This is a genomic window from Paenibacillus sp. FSL R7-0026, assembly GCF_038004485.1.
Lineage (GTDB): Bacteria > Bacillota > Bacilli > Paenibacillales > Paenibacillaceae > Paenibacillus > Paenibacillus xylanexedens_A.
Genome location: NZ_JBBORG010000001.1, coordinates 5,235,267 through 5,256,290 on the forward strand (window position 1 = coordinate 5,235,267; position 21,024 = coordinate 5,256,290).

General features: G+C 47.2%; 21 protein-coding genes. 1 reads left to right on the forward strand and 20 read right to left on the reverse strand.

The features are described 5' to 3' along the window. The first annotated feature begins 123 nt into the window (after positions 1-123). Positions 124-981 carry a helix-turn-helix transcriptional regulator gene (locus MKY44_RS22930; RefSeq protein WP_341008743.1) on the forward strand — a complete coding sequence of 286 codons (858 nt, stop codon included), beginning with the start codon at positions 124-126 and terminating at the stop codon, positions 979-981. A 79-nt stretch (positions 982-1,060) separates the two neighbouring features. Here the strand turns inward: MKY44_RS22930 and MKY44_RS22935 are convergent, their stop codons facing one another. From MKY44_RS22935 to MKY44_RS23030, 20 genes are all read right to left on the reverse strand, one after another. After that, complete coding sequence (locus MKY44_RS22935; protein ID WP_341008744.1) at positions 1,061-1,294, reverse strand: helix-turn-helix domain-containing protein; 234 nt, start codon at positions 1,292-1,294, stop codon at positions 1,061-1,063. A gap of 9 nt (positions 1,295-1,303) precedes the next feature. Then, a complete protein-coding gene (locus MKY44_RS22940) occupies positions 1,304-1,780 on the reverse strand; it encodes a DUF2975 domain-containing protein (RefSeq protein ID WP_341008746.1) in 477 nt (158 codons plus the stop codon). 278 nt (positions 1,781-2,058) lie between these two features. Continuing rightward, positions 2,059-2,394, reverse strand: a complete 336-nt coding sequence (locus MKY44_RS22945) for a DUF3024 domain-containing protein (protein ID WP_341008747.1) — start codon at positions 2,392-2,394, stop codon at positions 2,059-2,061. Positions 2,395-2,509: 115 nt separating this feature from the next. Continuing rightward, on the reverse strand, positions 2,510-2,779 hold the full coding sequence (gene rpsN / locus MKY44_RS22950; RefSeq protein WP_062324162.1) for a 30S ribosomal protein S14: 270 nt from the start codon (positions 2,777-2,779) through the stop codon (positions 2,510-2,512). A gap of 318 nt (positions 2,780-3,097) precedes the next feature. Next, positions 3,098-4,294 carry a GTP-binding protein gene (locus MKY44_RS22955; protein ID WP_341008750.1) on the reverse strand — a complete coding sequence of 399 codons (1,197 nt, stop codon included), beginning with the start codon at positions 4,292-4,294 and terminating at the stop codon, positions 3,098-3,100. Between the two features lie 571 nt (positions 4,295-4,865). Beyond that, positions 4,866-6,131 carry a staphylopine family metallophore export MFS transporter CntE gene (gene cntE / locus MKY44_RS22960; RefSeq protein WP_341008751.1) on the reverse strand — a complete coding sequence of 422 codons (1,266 nt, stop codon included), beginning with the start codon at positions 6,129-6,131 and terminating at the stop codon, positions 4,866-4,868. After that, the gene (gene cntE, locus MKY44_RS22965; RefSeq protein ID WP_341008752.1) at positions 6,128-7,321 is read right to left on the reverse strand and encodes a staphylopine family metallophore export MFS transporter CntE; all 1,194 of its coding nucleotides are present in this window, start codon (positions 7,319-7,321) and stop codon (positions 6,128-6,130) included. Before cntE (MKY44_RS22965) ends, cntE (MKY44_RS22960) begins: the two co-directional genes overlap by 4 nt. A 14-nt stretch (positions 7,322-7,335) precedes the next feature. Next, a complete protein-coding gene (locus MKY44_RS22970; RefSeq protein WP_341008753.1) occupies positions 7,336-8,088 on the reverse strand; it encodes an ABC transporter ATP-binding protein in 753 nt (250 codons plus the stop codon). Further along, on the reverse strand, positions 8,089-8,898 hold the full coding sequence (gene cntD / locus MKY44_RS22975) for a staphylopine uptake ABC transporter ATP-binding protein CntD (RefSeq protein WP_341008754.1): 810 nt from the start codon (positions 8,896-8,898) through the stop codon (positions 8,089-8,091). It abuts the gene before it with no gap. Continuing rightward, positions 8,879-9,775, reverse strand: coding sequence for a staphylopine uptake ABC transporter permease subunit CntC (gene cntC / locus MKY44_RS22980; RefSeq protein ID WP_341008755.1), 897 nt, complete (start codon positions 9,773-9,775; stop codon positions 8,879-8,881). The genes cntD and cntC overlap by 20 nt, the downstream gene beginning before the upstream one ends. Further along, positions 9,775-10,707, reverse strand: a complete 933-nt coding sequence (gene opp1B, locus MKY44_RS22985; RefSeq protein ID WP_341008756.1) for a nickel/cobalt ABC transporter permease — start codon at positions 10,705-10,707, stop codon at positions 9,775-9,777. The genes cntC and opp1B overlap by 1 nt, the downstream gene beginning before the upstream one ends. Positions 10,708-10,720: 13 nt before the next feature. Continuing rightward, positions 10,721-12,349 (reverse strand): staphylopine-dependent metal ABC transporter substrate-binding lipoprotein, encoded by a 1,629-nt coding sequence (gene cntA, locus MKY44_RS22990; protein WP_341008757.1) that lies wholly within the window; start codon positions 12,347-12,349, stop codon positions 10,721-10,723. Positions 12,350-12,565: 216 nt separating this feature from the next. Continuing rightward, positions 12,566-13,861, reverse strand: a complete 1,296-nt coding sequence (locus MKY44_RS22995; protein WP_341008758.1) for an opine metallophore biosynthesis dehydrogenase — start codon at positions 13,859-13,861, stop codon at positions 12,566-12,568. A 56-nt stretch (positions 13,862-13,917) separates the two neighbouring features. Further along, positions 13,918-14,715, reverse strand: a complete 798-nt coding sequence (locus MKY44_RS23000; RefSeq protein ID WP_341008759.1) for an SAM-dependent methyltransferase — start codon at positions 14,713-14,715, stop codon at positions 13,918-13,920. 43 nt (positions 14,716-14,758) lie between these two features. Beyond that, on the reverse strand, positions 14,759-15,619 hold the full coding sequence (locus tag MKY44_RS23005) for a diaminopimelate epimerase (protein WP_341008760.1): 861 nt from the start codon (positions 15,617-15,619) through the stop codon (positions 14,759-14,761). Between the two features lie 329 nt (positions 15,620-15,948). Beyond that, positions 15,949-17,175, reverse strand: a complete 1,227-nt coding sequence (locus tag MKY44_RS23010; RefSeq protein WP_341008762.1) for an amidohydrolase — start codon at positions 17,173-17,175, stop codon at positions 15,949-15,951. A gap of 50 nt (positions 17,176-17,225) precedes the next feature. Then, a complete protein-coding gene (locus MKY44_RS23015) occupies positions 17,226-18,287 on the reverse strand; it encodes an LLM class flavin-dependent oxidoreductase (protein ID WP_341008763.1) in 1,062 nt (353 codons plus the stop codon). Positions 18,288-18,464: 177 nt separating this feature from the next. Then, positions 18,465-19,337: a LysR family transcriptional regulator gene (locus tag MKY44_RS23020; RefSeq protein ID WP_017692495.1), complete on the reverse strand. Its 873-nt coding sequence runs from the start codon at positions 19,335-19,337 to the stop codon at positions 18,465-18,467. A gap of 69 nt (positions 19,338-19,406) precedes the next feature. Further along, positions 19,407-19,955 carry an NADPH-dependent FMN reductase gene (gene ssuE, locus MKY44_RS23025; protein ID WP_340906980.1) on the reverse strand — a complete coding sequence of 183 codons (549 nt, stop codon included), beginning with the start codon at positions 19,953-19,955 and terminating at the stop codon, positions 19,407-19,409. Between the two features lie 123 nt (positions 19,956-20,078). Further along, positions 20,079-20,993: an ABC transporter permease gene (locus tag MKY44_RS23030; RefSeq protein WP_341008764.1), complete on the reverse strand. Its 915-nt coding sequence runs from the start codon at positions 20,991-20,993 to the stop codon at positions 20,079-20,081. Between the last annotated feature and the right edge of the window lie 31 nt (positions 20,994-21,024).

The window sequence follows — 21,024 nt, forward strand, 5'->3', positions numbered from 1 at the left end:
ACATATAATAAATGACAAGATTATGCGACTTATAATAAAATATTGTCATTGCCTAAGATTCAAATAACAGTAGGCTGAATCTATTTCAGTTCACTACATAAAAATATTGCGTTTAAATGGAGGATGCACGTGAAAGAACACATCTTTCTCCCCAAGCCGATTTTCCCCAGACATGTATGTTTTCCCGATTTTATTGGAGGGTACAGTGACTTTCCGAAGCATCGTGTGCATCGAGAATATGGCACCACTGAAATTAACTTGGATCATTGCTACAATCTGCACCTTGTACTTGAAGGTAAAGGATTCCTGGACACGGGAACCACTCGTTATGAGCTAACGCGAGGGCAGGGTTTCCTCTATGGTCCCGGTCTCAGACAAACCTACTACTCAGATTTGGATGATCCTTGGAGTATTCGTTGGATTCACTTCTACGGCATTCGTCTCGAAGAGCTGTTAAATGGAAAAGGTGTTGACGAGCCGTGGTTGTTTCAATGTTCCAACTTCCCGGTGGTTACCGCGCTAATGGATCGATTACTGGAGCTCGGAAGAGGCTATCAGGTGGAGGACGAGCACAGTGTGGCAGCTACACTATATGAGCTTCTGACTCGATTGCAATCCGCAGCGAGCCGAATCAATGTTTCGCTCAATCACACTTCAGAGCGAATTCGTGAAGCAGGAAATTATATTCGTTCCCATAGTAACGAGCACATTACACTTGACCACGCTGCCGGGATTGCCGGATACAGTACAACATACTTTAGCCGAAAGTTCAGTCAGACGTTTGGAATCTCTTTCCCGGAATTCCTCTTGGAATCCAGGCTACTACATGCGAAACAGCTACTCGCAACAACCAACCTTTCCATTAAACAAATTACGCTGGAAACGGGATTTTCACAGTCAAGCTATTTCATCCGATGTTTCAAAACCCAGGAAAACGTAACGCCTATGCAATTTCGAATGATGCACAATCATTCGTTATAGGTACGGCACGTATTTCTTGATCAAGCTGACGCAAAAGAAGACTCTGCATACAACATGCAGAGTCTTCTTTGATCATTTTTCATATAAGTTCATTTGTATCTTCGTCCTCGTCAGACTTATATTCCAATATATCTCCAGGCTGACAATCCAGTGCTTTACAGATCGCATCCAGAGTGGATAAACGGATCGCTTTTGCTTTTCCTGTTTTTAATATGGAAATATTGGCGATTGTGATCTCAACTCTCTCTGCAAGCTCGGTAACCGTCATTTTCCGCTTTGCCAACATCACATCAATATTGATTATAATGGCCATATATTCACCTCAGACCACTAGGTCATTTTCTGATTTGATATCAATCGCTTCCTGTAACAATCTTTGGAGCACAGCGGAAAATACTGCTATGACCAATGAAGCAAAAACAGGAACCATCCCCATAAGAATGAGGCCTGGGGCATCATCTTTCTCTGCTACAACATAAACAAATGGCAACATCACAAAATAGAGACTACTGATTACAATAGCACAATATTTTATTGTTTTTAAGGATTTCACTGACATTAGAGAGAACGCTTCATTTTTGTCGATGTAGCTCAGCAGACGGAATGCCTGGTACAGTGCAACAATAAACGGAATAACGGACACATACATAACAATCACTATGGGGTATAGTGCACCTGCATAATTGGGATTCACCGGGTTGTTCGCTAACCAAGGTATGCCGAATATACATAAGGCAAGAATTGGAACACCAATAAGCAACACAGCCAATTTTAAAAAGATGGTTGTACCTCGCTTCACAAAAAGCACCTCACTTGTTTTAAGTGATATGAATTTATCACAATATTTATTGTTTTACAATAAATCTTTATTGCAAAACAGGTTTTATTTATTCTTTTGCCCGTTAAGAAAGGAAGATCAAAAGATCGCATCTCTCTTTGCTTCAGTGATTCTTGGACACAAAAAAAGTCCGATGCTAGCCACTGATGTCGCTAGCTCGAACTCGGTTGCATATACGCCATATTTGTCTGAATTAACATTAATTTTAACGAATGAAATATACTCTTGACCGATCTCTCTCACGTACCCCAGAACAGCCCGGCCTCATCCCGTTCAACCTGCTCGAGCACATCCTCAAAATCAGAACAAGGTGTAATAACATCTACCGGATTCCAGCTGCTCTGTTCATCTCGGGCATACACTTTCCACTGATTTTCTTCCCAGTAAAATCGGGCAATATGCATCTTATCCCATTGATACCGTTCTTCGGCGGGTCTTTCTTCGGTCAGGATCAATTCATTGTCATTCATCTCATATGTCAACTTCACCATCGTACGCAGTGGCGCAGGTACCTTCTCATGAATATATCCATTCATTACGGACTGAATTCTTCGTAACGTAAACAAGTCCAACATGAAGATGCACCTCCTTTCAGCAAAATACGCCCCTGTTCTTAATCGACTCGTACAGCTTCCAGCTCACAACAACCTGCCTTCATGCAAAGGTGGTCAGCCACATCCCTTGAACACTTTACCAACTGGATTTCGTTACACCAGGAATCTGTCCTTGATGAGCCAGTTCTCTGAACTTAATCCGAGATACCTTGAACTTGCGTAGATAACCCCGCGGGCGGCCTGTCACTTCGCAACGATTCTTCAAACGAGTTGGAGATGCATTACGTGGCAATTTCTGCAATGCCTCGTAATCCCCTTTTTCCTTCAATTCCCGGCGCAGGTTCGCATATTTTGCCACGATCGCCTGACGTTGCTTCTCACGTACCACTTTAGATTTTTTAGCCATGAATGACAGCTCCTTATTGATTGAATTTATATTTATTTATCTATATAAATTGAACTAAAGAATATTTACACTGCACACTCCGATGACAGAACAACCTTCCGATCGCTGTTATCCCCAGATTTTTTTGATTCCTTTTCCAAAGGGTAAATCCGGGGATAACGTATGCTTCCGATGTAGCTTTCTTGCAGAAAGCTTGTAGGCGAACGCTCCGCTTCTTCAGGTCCTTTCTGTCCTCTCCGTTTTGTGTAAATGTTTATTTCAATTTATATAGATGTGCTTATACAGCGCTACTCCCAATGCAGAACATCAATTTCCCAGTTATACGGCTTCCACAGGCCATGGCAGCGGATTATCGAAATGGCCCCAGTCGGACAGCATTTCTTCATCACTGAGCAGGCACAGGTCTAGCGCATCTTCAATGCTCGCACGCTCCATTTCGATCCCAATCATGACAACCTCCGTCTGACGATCTCCCCACTGGGCATCCCATTTCTCCAGAACATCCGGCTCGTTACGTAAAATTTCCTCTTTGTCTGCTTCCGGCATCGCCGCGACCCAATGTCCCGCAGGACCAAATTGAATGGATGGTCCTGCCTGACTGAGGCTTGCCGCAACATCCCCCTCGGCCGCGAGCCATACTAAACCTTTGGCACGTACCACTTCTTCCGGCCAGTAACTCATGAATTCAGCCAGACGGGAAGGATGGAATGGCTTTCTACGGCGATAGACAAAGGAACCAATACCATATTCCTCGGTTTCCGGTGTATGCGACTCCTTCTCCAGCTCCTGAATCCACCCAGCGGACATGCTCACTTTCTCAAAATCAAAGCGGCCTGTATTCAAAATCTCAGACGGATTCACCTGTCCATTCTCAGTCCGAATGATCTTGGCGTTAGGCTGTAGCTTGCGGATGACCCCTTCGAGCTTGTTTAGCTCGGTGTCATCGACCAGATCACATTTGTTCAGCAGTAACACATCACAGGTTTCGATCTGATCGATCAACAAGTCTACGACGTCACGAGTGTCCTCATCTCCAGTCGCTTGGTTACGATCCAAAAGACTCTGCCCTGATCCAAAATCATGCCAGAATCGATTGGCATCCACTACCGTTACCAAACAATCCAATCGGGCCAGACTAGTCAAGTCAATACCCGACTCCTCATCGGCGTATGTAAAGGTCTGTGCAACTGGAACAGGTTCACTGATGCCGGTGGATTCGATCAAAATATAATCATACTTGCCTTCGTTCACCAGCTTCTCAATCTCCTGCATCAGATCATCCCGCAAGGTGCAGCAGATACAGCCATTGGACAGCTCCACCAGCTTCTCTTCGGTTCGAGACAAGGTTGTCTCCCCCTTGACCAACGCTGCATCAATATTGACCTCACTCATGTCGTTGACGATTACGGCAACCTTAAGCCCTTGTCTGTTGTTCAACACGTGATTCAAAACCGTCGTTTTCCCTGAACCGAGGTAACCACTCAGTACGGTTACCGGCACTTGCTTTTGTGTCATAGAAATCTACTCCTTATATGTGCAGTCTGTGTAATTCGGACTTTAATAGTAATCATTACGATTAACAACAATGACTATAATCCTGTTAGACGGTCGTTGTCAAACTATTTTTGATTTCAACCTGCAAAAAAACAAAAAAAGGCTGATGACCAGCCCTTGCACTTTCGCATCCTGGGATACGTTTTGGCAAGAAGTGAGTCATAAACCTCCTCTGTAAATGTTCGCAATACATGCGGGATAGGCTAGACAGCGGACTATATCAATATAAATTAGAATTACGCCTGTACCGCGACATATTCAACAAAACTATATAGATAGAACTGAACATTTACACAAAACGGAGAGGACAAAAAGAACCTGAAGAAGCGGAGCTACAAGCTTTCTGCAGGAAAGCTACTTCGAAAAAGCATACACTTCGCCTACAAGCTTTCTGAAAGAAAGCTACATCGGAAGCATACGTTATCCCCGGATTTAATCCTTTATAAAAGGAATCAAAAAAATCTGGGGATAACAGCGATCGGATGGTTGTTCTGTCATTGGAGTGATCCGTGTAAATGTTCTTTAGTTCAATTTATATAGTCACCCCAGATCTAGCCTTATTGCCCGCCTCCATCCGTTGCCTGAACACCAACACCAGAACCATCGCTGCAACAGAGAGCAACGTGCAGATCATAAACATGGTCGAATACGAACTCACTTGCACAATAAGCCCCATTGCCAGTCCACCCAGAGAGAATCCAAGATCATACGAGGACATGAAAATCCCCATGAGTACATATCTGGAATCCGCAGGTAGCACAAAAGACAGATATGTGGTTAATGTCGGGTACAACAATGCCAGAGCAAAACCGCTAAATACCGCGGATAAATACACCAGTGGCCCGATGGTCTCCATTAGACTGAGCAACTGGGTTCCCAGTGCAGCACACAGCATTAACCCTGCCATCAGCCAGGTACTCCAGCTACCGTCGGACGGAATTTTTTTACGCAAAATAAACCTGCACAGGATCACAACCAGTCCCTGAATTGTCAGAAATACGCCTGCACTCGCCATTCCGGTGGATACCATATATAAGGGAAGGAAGGTCGCTGTTGCCCCAAAAACGCAGGACGCAAACAACATCACCACACTGCTGATCAGCAGTGGCGTACTACGCCAGATGCCGCCGAATGAACGAAACATATCACCCAAGGTATACGATTTGTTCTGTACGGTACTCCGCGGCAAATCCACATTGTACCCAATCAAAAGTGGTAGCGCCGCCAGTCCGATCATCAGCAACGTAAACGCCAGATCACTGGCATTTTCCCAGATTTGTATGGCAAGGATCGGAATGACCAGAGAAGGAACCATCGTAAACAGGGTGTACATGGACAGCCCTTGTGCCCGGTCTTTGTCCTCCAACTTTTCCACAATACCCGCCTGCATCGTCATGGAGAAAAAGGCCGTAGCCACCCCTTGCAGGGCCCGCAACCACAGATACGTCTCCACACCAAAAACAACAAACAGCAGCAGCGTACCCGCATGCAAAAGCAATAGCCATTGCATCACTCGAAGCGGCCCATGCTTACCCAGCAGCTGCGCTGCAAAAGGTCTCAAGAGCATACAGGTGAACATATATGCCCCCATCATCAGGCCAATCTCAGCCTGATTTAATCCAGCGGCCTCGCTTCTCAGAGGCAGAATAATCGTCAGAGCTGAATTCGCCGCAAAAAATAAAAAGGCCAGCATATAAAACCGGATAAACGAAAAGGATACCGGATTTAATTTTCCATTGGATGTTGCCGTCATCGAAGACTTCAAACGTTTGTCACCACTTTCTCTTCTGGCAGTCAACTCACAGATGTACCTGTCACGGGTCTACGCCGTTCATAGGCAAAAACGATCATTACCGCTCCTAGGATAGCACAGATCATGTACATAAATGAATAGGAAGAGAAGTCAGCAACGGGTCCCATAATCACACCACCCAGAGAAATACCCAGATCAGCCATCGCGATAAATAACCCGATCAGGACGTTCCGGTTCAGTTTAGGCAAGACAAAAGATAAATAGGTCGTGAGTGTCGGATACAGGATCGCCTGACCGATTCCCATGCACACAGCACCCACATAGAAAAAGACCACTCCGCCTGTCACGGCAAAACTGACACATTGCGCAGCTACGGCGAGCAAACACATGGTGCCCATCATGAAAGGAGAATGCCAACTGCCATCGGACGGAATCCTTTTTCGGAGCATAATTCGAGCCAGCACCACCGTTCCTGCCTGAAGCATCAGATATACGCCGGCATTCCCGTTTGGTACTTGGCTCGCATACAGCGGAATAAAGGTGGTAATCGCGCCAAATACAACGGAAGCGGCGAGCATTAACACACTGCAACGAAATAAATGTGGATTCTTCACCAACTGACCAAAGGATTCCCACATACTCACGTTCTGCTCCGACTGATTCTCAGCAGGCTGCTCCTTGTTTGGTTCCATTTTGGCGGTATATCCGAAGACGCCCGTACATACGGCAATGCCGATCAGAACCACTGTAAAATAATCCATGCCACCCGTCTGCCAGATTCCTAACGCGATAACTGGCCCCACGATGCCTGGTATATAACTGAACAGCGAATAATACGAAATGCCCTGTGACCGATCCTTCTCCGGAAGGGCATCAATAATGCCAATCTGTAAAGCCATGGAGAAGAACGCTGTCGATACACCCTGCAAAATACGAGCAACCAAATATCCACCGAGTCCCGTAAAGGTATATAAAATTAGCGCAAATCCATTGATAATCAGAATCAGACGCAATATTTTGATTGGTCCGTGCTTTTGAATAATCCGACCTGCCCAGGGTCTGAAGAACATCGTTGTGAACATATAAGCGCCCATGATCAGTCCAATCGTTGTACCGCTCGCACCCAAGGACTCCCCTTGTAATGGGATGATCACGTTAAGAATGGCATTGGCACTGAAATATAGAAGAACCAGTATGTACAAGCGCAGAAAAGGCCAAGACATCGCTCCACTCACAATGGGTGTTCCCCCTAAAATGGTATTAAATGCTTCAATAATCGCTTCCCATAGTCGGACTGTACGTCCTTAAGTTGCTTGGTCGGAACGATCTCTACAACCTGCCCCTCTCTGAAAATGATCACCCTGTCACAGATATAAGCTGCCGCCTGTATATCATGTGTGATAAAGACATAGCTCAGCTTGTAGATTTCCTTAAGCTCTTTCAGTAATTGCAACACCTGGATCTGAACAGACACGTCCAGTGAGCTGATCGCTTCATCGAATACGATAAGTTTTGGGGCTGTCGAGATCGCTCTGGCAATGCACACTCTCTGAGCCTCCCCGCCGGATAGTTCATGCGGATATTTGGATTTATAAGAAGGGTTCAGTCCAACTTGGTTCAGCAACAGATCCACTTTCTCTGAGTTACCTTGATCCTTTCGCAGCTTTTGCTGTGCTTGCATCGGTTCCATAATGGCAGCTTCCACATTAAGAAATGGATTGATGGATGACGTATAATTTTGAAAAACGGCGCTAAGGTTACCCATCCGTACACTTCGATCCTGTACGTCTTTACCATCGAGCGAGATCGTTCCACGATCCGGGCGTTCAATGCCCAGAATCAGACGGCCCAACGTAGATTTACCGCTTCCACTTTCACCGATGATACCGAGACACTCGCCCTGCTGGCATTCAAAGGTAACCTGTTTCAATACCTGTTGTTTGTACTTGGAGAACAGTCCGCCTTGGTTATATGATTTTTCGATACCTTCCACCTTTAGCATCTATGAGTCCCCCTGCATCAACGCCTTAAAATGATTGCTCAGCTCCAGTCGGGTAGAGACCAGATACTGCGTATAGGCATGCTTCGGCTCTGTCAAAACAGAATGCATGCTGCCGCGCTCTACGATCTCTCCGTCCTTCATGACCATCACGTCATCTGCAATCTTCTGAACGACGCCGAGATCATGGGAGATGAACATCATGGAACAGCCCATGCGTTCACGTAATTGAATCAATTGCTCCACCACTTCATATTGGGAGACCGTATCCAGCGCCGTTGTTGGCTCATCCGCAATAATCAGATCAGGCTCAAGCACCAACGCCAGAGCAATCATGATTCGTTGCAGCATTCCACCGGACAGCTGATGTGGAAATTGATTCAGAATCTCGCGCGGATGTCTGAGCATGACGCTTTCCATGGCATTGATGATTTTCCGTTCAATCTCGCGGTTGTTCCAGCCAAAATGCTGCTGAAGCGTCTCCCGAATATGAACACCAATGACACAGGAAGGATCAAATGCACTCATGCCATTCTGCAAAATCATACACAGCTGCTTGCCCCGCTTACGCCGCATCTCCGGTTCCGAAAGCTGGTTTAGGTCTTCGCCCTGAAATAACATTGTGCCCGATTGGCGAATCCATGGCTTGTTCAATCGCATGATAGCCCTGCACGTGACAGACTTGCCGCTTCCGCTTTCCCCCACGATGGCCATACAGCTTCCCTGCTTAACTTCAAATGAACTGTCATGAATGATCACTTTACCTGTATTGGTATCCCATACTTTCAAATGTTCAACCTCGACTATATTCATAAGCAGGCTTTCTCACCTCACTTTCGTAAAACTTGTCGGACTTACCTTGAGAGGTCATCAATTTGGGGTCCAGAGCCACCTGAAGCGCATCCGATAGAAAATTAAAAGCCGATACCACCACTACAATGGCCAGGCCCGGTGCCAACATCAATTCAGGTCTGGAGAACATGACTTCCCTCGCCTCATTGAGCATCATGCCCCACTCCGCATGCGGAGCCTGAATGCCGAGCCCCAGAAAGGAAAGACCGGAGATCTGCAACATCATTGAACACATGGAGCCACTGGCAATGACGGCAATATCGGCAAAGGTAACCGGAACAATATGTTTGGTTATAATTCTCAGATTAGACGTGCCGGAGGCTTTAGCGAATTTTACATAATCCATATCGGAGAATTGCATCACAGATGTTCGAATAACGCGGGCAAACCAGGCCCATTTCATCCAAACAAAGGCAATCAAAATGTTCTCCAGTCCTGCACCCAAAATGCCAACCACCGCCAGTGTCATCACGTACCCGGGAAAAGACAGCATAATGTCACAGAATCTCATAATCCATGCATCCACTTTCCCCTTGAAGTAACCCGCAATGAATCCAACAATAGCCCCAATCAGAACAGAAAGGCTCAGCGCAACCAGAACCCATAACACACTTGGACGGATGCCATAGATAAGCCGGGATAACACACATCTGCCCAGATGATCATTGCCTAATAGATACTCCCAGGACGAGGAGGCATAACGAAGCTTCATGTTCACTTGTCCAGGATCATGCGGCGCAATAAGCGGAGCAAAAATGCCCGCCATAAGCGTGGCGATAATCACCACCAAAGAGGTCAACGCAAGCTTGTCTTTGCGCAGATTTTTCAATATTCGCATCAGAATTCCTTTCTCAACCGGGGATTCATCGCCGCATTAATGATGTCGGATAACGTGTTAAACAACACAAAGGTGACAGCCAACATCAGAACATACGCCTGAATAATCGGAAAATCCCTGCTTAAAATGGATTTCACGCTGAGTCTTCCGAGCCCAGGCCAGGCAAATACATTTTCAATGACCACCGTACTGCCCAACACAATCGGGATCGCCATACAAAAGATGGACACGGCCACCTGTAATGAATTTCTTAGAATATGCAGGGTTACTTTCTTCTCGCTCAGACCACTTGCCCTTGCATATAACACATAGTCCTCATTCATATTGCTCAGCATGGAACTTCGAACCGTTCGGAAATAAATGCCCGTATAACTCACCGTGATCACAATCACCGGTAGAATGTAGCTTCGATACGAGTCCATGCCGCTGGTAGGTAACAGGTCCAGCTTGACGGAAAAATACCAGATCATCATGGCTGCAAGCCAGTAGGATGGCATGGCGGTAAGGAAAAATGATACGCCTCTGACCGATCGATCCAGCAGCTTGCCTTCTCTCATGGCACAGATCACACCGAGCAGAATGGATAGCGCAATAATGAATACCGATGAGACGAGCGTTAACTTCAATGTGTTCATAAAAGCCGGCCCCATCAATGACCATACGGGTTCACCAGATACATAAGAGTTGCCAAAGTCCAACTGTAAAACAGCCATAATCCAGTTCGCATACTGGATCATGAACGGCTGATCGAATCCTAGCGCTTCATTCGTTTGCGCGATCAGTTCATCCGTAATCTGCGGAACTTCCTGTGCCTGTAACACAACAACCGCCGGGTCCAAGGGAGATAGATTAATCAGGACAAACGTTATAAATGAAATGATAATCAGTAAAGGGATGGTTAACAGAATCCTTTTGACGATATAACTTCCCATATCCATCTCCGCTCTATTTAAAATTCATTTGTTCAAATGGCAGTTCATATTGAGTCTGCTTGAATGAGATTCCATCGAGATTCTCGGGAGCGACTACGGTGACACGCCCGTTGGTAATCGGGATGAAGACTGCTTCATCATGGACGATCTTCATAATGTCGGCATACAGGGATTGGCGTGAAGCCTCATCCGTGGAGACCATGACCGCATCGATTTTCTGATATAGTTCATCTGCTTGGGCAATTCCGCTTGTTGTATGCTTGTATGCCGAATCTGATGTAAATGCAGCAATCGTACTCTGTGGATCATAGGCCAGTCCCCAGGTTTGATTAAAGAGTAGATCATATTCTCCGGTAGCTCTCCGATTCGCAATGGAAGTGGACTCTTCGCCTACGATCTCAAGCTGAACACCCAATTCTTTCATCGAATACTGGATCAATTCAGCCTGTATTTTCTGTGAGGACGAGTTGCTGTCATAGTATAGTTTCATGGCTAAAGGCTTACCGTTCTTCGTTCTCACCCCTTCACCATCTGCCAATGTCCAGCCTGCTTGGTCCAGAAGCTGTTTAGCCATCTCCGGATCATACTTCCGTTTCTTCAGGTCCACCTTGGCGTAATTGACATTGGCTGAAAATAGCGTGTCCGCAACAGTCTGCGTTCCGTTAAAAATATCGTTACTGATCGTTTCCCGGTCGATGGCATACCAAAGCGCTTCCCGAACTTCCGTTTCCTGAACCGGACTATTCTGGCGACTGCTATTGGCTACGATCATATTCGTATTCATTGCATCACTTCGGATCACTTGATAATCACCAAATTCAGCCAATTGGTCCATGGCCTCGACATCAATGCTGTCTGCCCCACGGTCATCCGTGAACACAAAGTTGATTTCTCCCTTTTGTAATGCCAGGAATGTCGTTTCGCCTGCCGGAAGAACCTTGGATGTGATTTTCTTGATTGCAGGTGCACCACCCCAATAGTCTGCATTAGCTTCAAACGTGGCATTCTCTTCGACTTTATGAGCAGTAAGCTTGTAAGGCCCTGTACCGTGGAAACCACTCACTCCGTCTTTGGTTCCACCATCCTTGAAATCCTTGGGTGAAATGAAGACGTAAGGTCTTGTCATGGACAGTTCCACCAGTGCTGGATAATAGGCTTCCGACAGCGTCAGCTCCACCGTATGCTCATCGATAACTTTTACACTTGTGATTTTGGTAGACAGCTTGATCCAGGCATGTTTTTCGGCATTCGCCTGTACTGCATCGATATTTTGTTTGACCGCCTCTGCGTTGAACGGCTCTCCATCATGGAATTTCACATCTTGTCGCAGATGAAAGGTATAGGTCTTGCCATCCTCCGAAATATCCCATGAATCAGCTAGCAATGGCTTGATTCCGTCAGGAGTGTTTTCCACCAGAGACTCATATACCATCCCTTGCGCAGGCATGGAGCCTGTATACAGATGAGGGTTCATATCATTAATATCTTTGGCAGAAGCATAGATAAGTTCAGTCTGCACCTGGCTATTGGCAGGCTCCGTTTGGGCGCTCTCTTTCTCTGTTGTGCTCTGAGCGCATCCGGCGAGTAGCGCAATGGCAGACACCAGCAATAGTATGGATGTAAAAGTAAGACCCTTTTTCACAACATTTCCTCCTGATGAGCAAATTAAATTCACACTTTACACAAGACCACTACGTGGTCAGAACAACCTTCTGATCGCCGTTATCCCCAGATTTTTTTGATCTCTTTTCCAAAGAGAAAATCCGGTGATAAATGCGAACGCTTCGCTTCTTCAGGTTCTTTCTGCCCCCTCCGTTACTGTGTAAAACAAAATTTAATTTGCAATATTTAAATGTAATTAGACCCTTGAAAGTCCGGTGCAAATCATGCGGATATCCTCGTCGAAGGATTGGATGACAAAGGCGTTGGACACACGTTGATTCGGGTGTGCGTCATCCACTTCCTGAAGCTTCGCCTCATATTTGGCGATAAATTGATCAATCGTTGGGCAGCTCACATCGAGGTGTCTGGCAATGCCCTGAATGATTTTGATGCGGTAGTAATCTTCCTTGGGCATACGGGGGATGTCCAGCTCCCCTTCGCGGTTCATGAACGTTTGACGGAATGGCACTGCTGAAAAGTCGAAATATTTCCCTGCCGAATCGGGTTCCGAGAATGGATCAATCAATAATGAGGTGTATCGTATGTATAATAAATACTCTTGATGAATGACCTGCAGCTGATTGAAATTCTCGATATCCTGACGTGATATACTCTCTAATCGAACCGGATAGTTGTCATCCGTCATGAATTGAAGCAGGTTGACTCCCTGGATATGGAGCCGTTCCGTAATATTCATAATCTCCTGCCACTGTGCACGCATTTGCCGAATCAAATCTTGTGTAATCGGACCTTCGGGGTACATCTTGTATACGTATTTCTGAATATCCGATGCCCCAAAAATGGCCCCTAATGAGAAGTCGTTCATGAACAAGGGGGGATGCACATACAACGAAATATTTCTTGTTTCCGCCTCCAATGGAGATCGCATCACTTCCAGCGCAACACCCAAACGCTCATACACTTGGCATAGCTTGCTGACCTGTTCAGACGGGTAACGAGTGGAACCGATATAGACCTTTTTCTTAACCCCTGTAGTGATCACATGATTGGATGGATGTTCGTGCATCCAACGGGTATCTCCGAGGTAGGTAGAGAAGCTGATCACTTCCGGCGCTGCATTCCGCTCTCTCATATAATGGGTTACGAGTCGATTCGACCCAAACGTTGGAGAAATCAAAATGATACATTTCAGTTGTTTGATGAATTCATTTTTCATTTGTTCCAACACATCGATATAAGCATCGGTGGTAACCGCCAAAATGAGTGTATCCCATTCCCCCTGGGTGGTGTCATATCCCTTGAACACATGATCAATGAAACACTCACCTGCGAGTGGCTGATGTTTCTCATTTTGAATGCTGACCTGAATACGCCCATTGCTCTGTTCGAGGGCTGCGAATACGGACGCTGAACGAACCGATGCTCTCCCCACAATGCCTATACAGCAATTGAGATGATCTTTGAGTGTAACCGCAAGCTGAATGGATGCAGGCCCGGTTCCAAGTAACAGAATTCGCTGAAGATTGCTCATATAAACCTCCTTAATTCAAAGTTCAATCTGTAATCCATTTGGACGCACTTGCATACCTATGCTTTTTGATACAACGCAATATCAAACACATCATCCGGGCGCAGGATCGTATCCACCAGCTTCCACTTGCTGCTATCCGTCGCTCTCATGGGATAATTGAACAAGGACTTCAACTGATCACCGTATCTCATGGCTACAACCACCTGTGCATTCGTCAGGGCATGCAGTTGATCAAGCAGCTCATATTTAGGGGCCACCGTAGAGCTGAAAATGATATGGGTTGCTTCCCTGGTATAATCCAGATTCTCCAGCAAAGTTGACTCCAATCGAATCTTCAAGCCTGCCGTGCCCAGTGTCTCCACCACTTTTCGCCCGAGTGTGATGGACTCTTCGTCAATATCGATCCCTACGACCTCTGCACCTGTTCGCTTGGCGATGAGTACTGGTGTCATGGGGAAGGAACCGGAGCCTACCAACAACACTCTGGAATCGGAGGTGACATGGAAGCTGCCAAATTCTTTATCGATACACTCTTCGATGTTTTTGAAATAATCGGCAATCTGCACATCCCCGTTCTCTAACTTTAATGCACGATATTTCTCCATGATCGCCACACACTGGGCGGATTTATTTCTTAACTGCCATATAAGCGAATCAAGTTCTTCCAGCTCCGAATGCTCCAACTGTTCCCAGGCTGCCTTATTCTCCTGATCAGTCACAAAGCGGGAGTAGTCATTGATCACAGCCTCCAGCTCCGAACTATGCAGAATCGTATGATCATACTTGCTCGCGAGCTTATCGAATTTCTCTGCAAATTCACTCAAACATGTCTGAAAATGGACCAATGTGATCATTTCTTTTCCCCCTATACGTTGTCTCGATCATGTATCATGTACCTCATGCGTTTACTACGCTCCATTCTGCTGGAGTATCTATGAAGGCTTTGCCCTGTGCCACAATCCCAACAGATCCCTCAATCGTAATGCTCCCAAGTTCTGCGCCATTCCACTGGGCTACCACTTTGATCGCACCACCAGGCTGCTTGATGTACTGAGTGATCCCTCTCTGCTGGCTCCATGCGAGATAGGCTCCCACAGAGGCTGTACCCGAGCCACACCCTCTCTCCCAGATCAGACTATCCAGCTCCGGAACATAGATGAGTGGGGCCATTTCTTCCGAGTGCGATTGATATAACAAGATACCGATCAGCTTATCTCCCAGGGTTAGTCCCAGTAGCCTTGCAAGGGTCTGTGCCCTCTTTTTCATCGTATCGTCGAAGTAATCCACTTCAATCACGATATGGATGAACTCAGCGTACCGGATGATTACCATATCCAGCTCGATGCCTTCGTACCGGATTGTTCGCTGCTCAATCTGCTTCGGAACCGGCATGGTCACCTGGCAGTCATATTCATTCTGCTGTTTCTTCACATGGCACATGATCAATTGATCGGTTCCGGAAACCTCCAACACGATGTCCATCGATTCCTGTTGTGCCAGTCCTGCTTCGGATGCGTGGTGTGCTGCAAGTGCCATACAGGCATTGCCACAGAACTCTCCTCCGGCCATTTCCAGGCGGGCCACAGCTTCCGGTCTCCTCGTTGGTTCAATAAATCCCACCTGTTCAGCGTAAACGTTATCATACGACATTAGACGAGTTGCAATATGATTGTATTTCTCTGCTGCATGATCCGTTTTAACCAGAATCGTCATGTTTTGGGTGGGACTGAACTTGATAAAATCGATCTCCTGTTTCATCGCAGCGACTACTCCTGTTCTTCTTTTTTTGTCTAATAGTAATTATTACGATTAAGGGTCGAGAAAAATATAGCACATCCTTTTGGAGAGCGTCAACAAATATTTCCATTTAAAAAAATAAAATTTCATAATACCTTTAGCTGCACCTCCTGTAAGAAAACCCAAACAGAGCTGACGCTTCTGCGCCAGCCCTAGCCATAATTAAACCATCTGATAAGATTCAACGAATCGTCGTCCCAAGACCGCTCTTATCAAAAAAATACGAAAAACGGTTGCCGTCGAACGGAACCGTTTCGATCTGGATATGATCCAGTGATTCACTGTACTCATCACTCTTGATGTGCTTGCACATTGTGCAGTGCTTTCTCAGCCAGTGCAGCCAGAAGATGTGCTCCCAGCGGCAGAGCCCGTTCATCCACATCAAAGCCAGGGTGATGCCACTCATGCGGGCCAGAGGTGCCCAGGAAGAGGAACAGGCCGGGAACTTCTTTTTGATAAAAAGAGAAGTCCTCACCTGCAGGAGAAGGTAGCGGTCTAACACTATTTAATCCAATCTCACTTGCAACTTGCTCCGCCGCAGATGCCAGAGCTTCATCATTGACCACGGCAGGTGGTCCCTGAATCCAGCGAACCGTAGCACGTGTGCCATAGGCCGCCGCCACACCGGCTACCACCTGATTGAAACGCTCGCGAATTCGTGCACGCACTTTCTCATCAAAGGTACGCACTGTGCCATCGAGGATCGCTTCATCGGGAATAACGTTCCAGGCTGTGCCGCTGTGGAGCTTGGTGACGCTGATTACAGCACTCTCCTGTGCTCCTACATTGCGACTCACTATGGCCTGTAATGCCGTAACAATATGTGCGGCAACCACAATTGGATCAATGCCGGCTTCAGGCACGGCTGCATGGGTGCCTACACCTTCCACTTTGACAACAAAACCGTCTGCTGCTGCCATCAATGCGCCTTCCCGAATACCCACCGTACCCACTTGGAGATCAGGCTTGTTATGCAACCCAAATACGGCCCGAACATCGGATAATGCGCCGCTTTGGATCACTTGCCGAGCACCCGTTGCTTTTTCCTCCGAGGGCTGGAATATCAACCGTACTTTTCCCGGTAGAATGGACTCGCGCTGTTTCAGTAATCGTGCAGCACCAATCAGAATTGCCGTGTGTGCGTCATGTCCGCAAGCGTGCATCTTTCCATCTACCTGGGAGGCAAATTCAAGTTTTGTCTCTTCCTGAATGGGCAGCGCATCAATATCTGCTCTTAGGGCAACCACAGGTCCGTTCCCTTGGCCTACTTCAGCGACAAGCCCTGTCCGCAGCGCATATTCGTCTGCAATACGGACGCCTTCCTCTTCCAGCCAACCGCGAATGGCAGCTGTCGTCTCTTTTTCCTCGCCGGACAATTCCGGGTTACGATGCAGATGTCGCCGAATGGTGATTAAACGTTCCGCGAATTCTTCCACCCGTTCACCGTGAAGTTCATGCTCGGGGCCCTGTACTTGTTGCTCAGAATGCTGCTTGGGCTGTTCCAGATCACTTTTCATCACATGGCCTCCCGTTCGTATATATTCACTGTTATATTAACTGCCTAACTCTATCCGATTGCAGCTTCCTGTTCCTTGGATTCCAGTGCAAATTCGCTCAGTCCCTGCTCTGCCAGAATCTCACGCAACAATTCAAATGAACGAATTCGCTTCGTAAAGTCCCGTGTAGCTGTAGTCACAATGAACTCTTCCACAGCAAACTCCTGCTGGAACTTCAGCAGTGCCTGACCTACGCTTTCCTTCGTACCCCGGGTCACACTTGGCTCCAGAATCTCGATCCGATAGGTTTCGTTTGATTGACGGCCGAATTCTTCCGCCTGTTCCACAGAACCAACCGTCAGCACCTTACCACTCTCCAGATGAATCTTCACCAGCATATGCTCGCTCGCAAGTCCTTCCGCTTCTTCCTCACTCTCGGCCACAATTAACGATATGGCTAGTGCAGCGTAGGGCTCCCGTCCCTGGGAACGATTGAATTGTTCACGATATACACGGATCGCTTGAAGCGCTACCTCTATATTACTGTTAATGAACAGTGAAAAGACATATGGAAGTCCCAGTTCCGCAGCCATGCCTGCACTATCGACACTTGCTCCAAGTACGTACAGCTCCGCTGGAATGTCCGACACGGGCGAAGCGCTGAGACCTGCAAGTGGATGTGACTGATCTTCAAGCGGCTCATTGTGGATGTATCGTTTCACCTGAACAATTTTCTCTTGAAGAGATGCGGCTTCCTGAATTCCTTCCTGCAACGCCTGTGTCGAACGTGGTAACCCGCCTGGTGCACGACCGATTCCCAGGTCAACTCTTCCTGGTCCGAGCGCTGCGAGGATATTGAAATTCTCGGCGACTTTGTATGGGCTGTAATGCTGGAGCATTACTCCGCCAGACCCCAGCCGAATCCGCTTTGTATGCGCAAGCAAGTGGGAGATGAGTACCTCCGGGGAGGAACCTGCAACATGCCCTGAATCATGGTGCTCCGATACCCAGAACCGATGGAATCCCAGCTGCTCTGCCCGCTGTGCCAGCTCAATCGTATGCCGAAAAGCATCCACCGCCGTTTCCCCTTCATAGATGGGAGTCTGATCCAAAATGCCAACACGAATACTCATATCCTTCTCCTCCTTGATTGTGCTGAACCGCTGTTCTTGAATCACTATTAAGTTGAACTGGAGATGTTACACTTTATCACTCCGATTGCAGTACCATCTTCCGATCACGCTTCGCTTCTTCAGATTGGTTCTGCACTCTCCGTTTTGGTGTAAAAGTCAGATTCAACGTTAGACGCTTTATAACTGCCGCAGCAGTTCCCCGAAGGGTTCTGCCAATGGCGAATATTCTTCCTTTAAAGTAACAACGCTGATCTGCAACGATACACCTGCTACCTCATGTACCTGAATGGGGAACAGCTCCTGATTCTGCACTTCCTTCTTCACCGTGAGTCCCGGGAGAAAGGCAATGCCTGCCCCTTGCATAACCAGTTTCTTCGCCGTCTCCGAATTATCGACATGATATGTAATATTCGGCGGATGTTCCAGCGAGTCGAAAGCCCGGTGAATGCGCAGCCAGTCCAGTGAACCACATTCAAAAAAGACCAGTTGCTCATTCCGGATGGCTTCCATGCTGACATGCCCGCTCTCAATGAATGGATGTCCTTTGTACACATAGAGCTGGATCGGATCTTCATAAAAAGCAACCGTACGGATCGCAGGATGCATGACCTTGCGCACAAAAGCAAGATCGATCTCCTGACCAAGCAGTTTGGCAATCAGCTGATCCGTCGTTGCTGTCGTCAATTTGATGTTAATTTCGGGGTAAGCTTCCTTGATCTTAGGTAGAAAATCGGGAATGACATAGTTAGATACCGATACTGTACTACCGAGCCGAAGAGCATCCGGTGTTGATCGCCGTTGCTGAATCTTCTGCTTGCCCTTCTGAATCACTTGCAGCACTTGCTGCGCATATGGCAGGAATTTCCGGCCTTCCTCTGTCAGCACAATTTGTTTGCCAAGCCGATCAAACAACTTGCAGCCCAGCTCCCTTTCCAGTGACTGAATGCGAGCTGTGACCGAAGGTTGGGACAAGAAGAGTACTTCGGCAGCCTTATTGAAGCTTCCATAATGATTGATATATACAAATGCTTCAATATTCTCGATATTCATGAGCGCCTCCGTATCCACGTCCGCAGACGTTTGATCTTATATTGATTTATCCAATATACTTACTTGGTTTTATGATATCGTAATCCCATCCTTTTCCAGTGTCAATATCAATTCTTCCAGCGAGCGATCCAGACGTGTAGTAACGTCTGCCGAGAGTACAAATTTTCCATCATCCAATCGTTCAATTCCCTGATCCACAGCATACACGCCACCCAAGATATGTCTTCCACCAAGGGCTGCCAGAACAGGTTTCAATGCATAATCAATCGCGAGTAGATGAGCTATAGAGCCACCGATAACGAGCGGAAGTGTCAACTTACCCCGTAATCCTTCTTGCGGAATTAGATCCAGGAACAGCTTGAGTACTCCCGAGTATGATGCCTTGTATACCGGTGTAGCTACAATAACGGCATCCGCCGCTTCAACAACAGCCAGAGCATCACGAATGAATGAGCTGTCAAACCGGGCTTGCACCAGATCCTCAGCGGGCAGATCCACAACGTGAATAACTTCAACGGTGATGCCTGCCTCCGTTAATTTTTGGCTGCTGTAATCCGTCAGACCTGTCAAACGCGAACGTTTGGAAGGTGATCCTGCAATAATGACAACATGTGACATGAATATCTCCTCCTCAAGCGTAAACGGCTGTCGCCGTCCTCTGGTGGCACAGCTACCGTTTCGCAGTGAAATATAAAAATGGATAGGGTGAAACTTATAAATTCTTATATTTTGGAATAGCGGTCAAGCCGCTCCTTTTACTTTGGGGTCCAACCGATCGCGAATATCGTCTCCAATCAGATTAACCGCCAGTACAAACAACGTGATCGCCAGCCCCGGGAACGTACAGATCCACCAGGCAACCGTCAGATAACCTCTACCTTGTGAGAGCAATGCGCCCCAATCCGGTATTTCCTTCAACACCCCAAGTCCCAGAAAACTGAGTCCGGAGCCCGTAAGAATTGATGTCCCTACGCCCAGCGTAGCCATGACCAGCAAGGGTGACAACGAATGTGGCAGTACATGTTTCCAGAAAATACGTGTATTGGAACCGCCCAGTGAACGTGTCGCTGTAATGAAAGGCAGACCTTTAACTGATATGACTTGCCCACGCATCACCCGTGCGTAGCCCGGAATGGAGGAAACCGCAACAGCCAGTGCAATGTTCATCAGTCCTGGCCCGAGAGCAGCTGCAACAGACAATGCCAGGAGCACGCCGGGTACAGCCATCAGAATATCAACAGCCCGCATCGTGATGGTATCAACAATACCTCCGGCATAACCGGAGATAATACCAAGAGCACTGCCAACAATACCGCCTACAAGTACCGAGGCGAATCCAATGAGCAATGAATCTCTGCTCCCATGCACAACCACACTGAAGATATCCCTGCCAAAATAGTCCGTCCCGAACAGGTGCGCAGCAGAAGGAGCCTGCAGGATAGCATCCGTCATCATCTGAGTTGGATCATAGGGTGCAATCCAGCCTGGTACAATCGCACATGCCACGGTAAACACCACCACCAGCAATGCTGCATAAAAGAATAATCGGGATACCGCGAATGAGACGCGATAGCGCCAAGGGCGGCGATTCCACAGACGGATACGTCCTACGCCCGCCCATGCTTTTTTGTCACCAACCAAAGGTTTCATGCTCATGAGCAACAACTCCTCCTTCCATACTCCGCGT

Coding starts and splice junctions, on each gene's coding strand:
- MKY44_RS22930 (WP_341008743.1), top strand. CDS start 124: ATGCACGTGAAAGAACACATCTTTCTCCCCAAGCCGATTTTCCCCAGA.
- MKY44_RS22935 (WP_341008744.1), bottom strand. CDS start 1,294: ATGGCCATTATAATCAATATTGATGTGATGTTGGCAAAGCGGAAAATG.
- MKY44_RS22945 (WP_341008747.1), bottom strand. CDS start 2,394: ATGTTGGACTTGTTTACGTTACGAAGAATTCAGTCCGTAATGAATGGA.
- rpsN (WP_062324162.1), bottom strand. CDS start 2,779: ATGGCTAAAAAATCTAAAGTGGTACGTGAGAAGCAACGTCAGGCGATC.
- MKY44_RS22955 (WP_341008750.1), bottom strand. CDS start 4,294: ATGACACAAAAGCAAGTGCCGGTAACCGTACTGAGTGGTTACCTCGGT.
- MKY44_RS22970 (WP_341008753.1), bottom strand. CDS start 8,088: ATGCTAAAGGTGGAAGGTATCGAAAAATCATATAACCAAGGCGGACTG.
- cntD (WP_341008754.1), bottom strand. CDS start 8,898: ATGAATATAGTCGAGGTTGAACATTTGAAAGTATGGGATACCAATACA.
- cntC (WP_341008755.1), bottom strand. CDS start 9,775: ATGCGAATATTGAAAAATCTGCGCAAAGACAAGCTTGCGTTGACCTCT.
- opp1B (WP_341008756.1), bottom strand. CDS start 10,707: ATGGGAAGTTATATCGTCAAAAGGATTCTGTTAACCATCCCTTTACTG.
- MKY44_RS22995 (WP_341008758.1), bottom strand. CDS start 13,861: ATGAGCAATCTTCAGCGAATTCTGTTACTTGGAACCGGGCCTGCATCC.
- MKY44_RS23000 (WP_341008759.1), bottom strand. CDS start 14,715: ATGATCACATTGGTCCATTTTCAGACATGTTTGAGTGAATTTGCAGAG.
- MKY44_RS23005 (WP_341008760.1), bottom strand. CDS start 15,619: ATGAAACAGGAGATCGATTTTATCAAGTTCAGTCCCACCCAAAACATG.
- MKY44_RS23010 (WP_341008762.1), bottom strand. CDS start 17,175: ATGAAAAGTGATCTGGAACAGCCCAAGCAGCATTCTGAGCAACAAGTA.
- MKY44_RS23015 (WP_341008763.1), bottom strand. CDS start 18,287: ATGAGTATTCGTGTTGGCATTTTGGATCAGACTCCCATCTATGAAGGG.
- MKY44_RS23020 (WP_017692495.1), bottom strand. CDS start 19,337: ATGAATATCGAGAATATTGAAGCATTTGTATATATCAATCATTATGGA.
- ssuE (WP_340906980.1), bottom strand. CDS start 19,955: ATGTCACATGTTGTCATTATTGCAGGATCACCTTCCAAACGTTCGCGT.
- MKY44_RS23030 (WP_341008764.1), bottom strand. CDS start 20,993: ATGAGCATGAAACCTTTGGTTGGTGACAAAAAAGCATGGGCGGGCGTA.